General features: G+C 59.4%; 1 protein-coding gene. It reads left to right on the top strand.

The features are described from left to right. Positions 1 to 556: 556 nt before the first annotated feature. The coding region (locus K675_RS0102045; protein WP_017901845.1) for a type III PLP-dependent enzyme at positions 557 to 1644 on the top strand (1088 nt) is incomplete at its 3' end.

Raw genomic sequence — 1644 nt, forward strand, 5'->3', positions numbered from 1 at the left:
TGGTTCGGCGCCCCGACAAGTCGGATCGCCGCACCGCCGGCTCCTACAGACCTGCGTGGTGATACGGGCGGGCTAGAGGTAAACCATCGGTCGCTGAAGGGGAACATCAGACTGTCATCCGGGTCGGTTAAATAACTGACTGATCCGGGTCACGCGACGAGCGCGTGCAAAAACGCGACATTTTTAGTTGATCTCAAGCCCCTCAAGTCCTAAAGTTCGCGCCGAACGTCCATGCTGGAAACGATCCATCCGGCTCAAGTACTGACGACGAGACAGCAAGGCCAAGGGAAACTGTTCCGGGCCGTCCGAAAGCGTAGCGAGCGCAGAAAAGGCAAGGCGGGAAGAGTCGAGGAAGCGGAGTTTACTGATTGTAAATGAGCATTCCGAGCCTCTTTCCAACGCAGCCTTTTCCAGCGCAGCAGCTTTCGGGCGGCCCGGATGGCCTTTTTGCTTTCGGCGGCAATGCCTTGGGAAGTAGGCGAACCAAAGTGGGGATACGGAGGACGTTCATTTGCACCCATTGTTAACTCACGTTTGCCACTAGGAGTCCCCCCGTATGTCGATCCAGGTCGAAGACTATTTCGCGCGCGACACTTTCAAGAAAATGAAGGCGTTCGCCGACAAGCAGGAAACCCCGTTCGTGGTCATCGACACCCAGATGATCGCCCAGGCCTATGATGACCTGCGCGCCGGTTTCGAATTCGCCAAGGTCTACTACGCGGTCAAGGCCAACCCGGCGGTCGAGATCATCGACCTGCTGAACCAGAAGGGTTCGAACTTCGACATCGCCTCGATCTACGAACTGGATAAAGTGATGGGCCAGGGCGTCGGCCCCGACCGCATCAGCTACGGCAACACCATCAAGAAATCCAAGGACATCCGCTACTTCTACGAGAAGGGCGTGCGCCTGTACGCCACCGACTCGGAAGCCGACCTGCGCAACATCGCCAAGGCCGCACCGGGCTCGAAAGTCTACGTGCGGATTCTCACCGAAGGCTCGACCACGGCCGACTGGCCGCTGTCGCGCAAGTTCGGCTGCCAGACCGACATGGCCATGGACCTGCTGATCCTCGCCCGTGACCTGGGCCTGGTGCCTTACGGCATCTCCTTCCACGTCGGTTCGCAACAGCGCGACATCAGCGTCTGGGACGCGGCGATCGCCAAGGTCAAGGTGATCTTCGAACGCCTCAAGGAAGAAGACGGCATCCACCTCAAGCTGATCAACATGGGTGGCGGCTTCCCGGCCAACTACATCACCCGGACCAACAGCCTGGAAACCTATGCCGAGGAAATCATCCGCTTCCTCAAGGAAGACTTCGGCGACGACCTGCCGGAAATCATCCTGGAGCCGGGCCGTTCGCTGATCGCCAACGCCGGTATCCTGGTCAGCGAAGTGGTGCTGGTGGCTCGCAAGTCCCGTACCGCCGTGGAGCGTTGGGTCTACACCGACGTGGGCAAGTTCTCCGGCCTGATCGAAACCACCGACGAGTCGATCAAGTTCCCGATCTGGACCGAGAAGAACGGTGAAGTGGAAGAAGTGGTGATCGCCGGCCCGACCTGCGACAGCGCCGACATCATGTACGAGAACTACAAGTACGGCCTGCCGCTGAACCTGGCTGCCGGCGACCGCCTGTACTGGCTGGC

The sequence above is a fragment of the Pseudomonas fuscovaginae SE-1 genome, assembly GCF_000364705.1.
Classification (GTDB): domain Bacteria; phylum Pseudomonadota; class Gammaproteobacteria; order Pseudomonadales; family Pseudomonadaceae; genus Aquipseudomonas; species Aquipseudomonas fuscovaginae_A.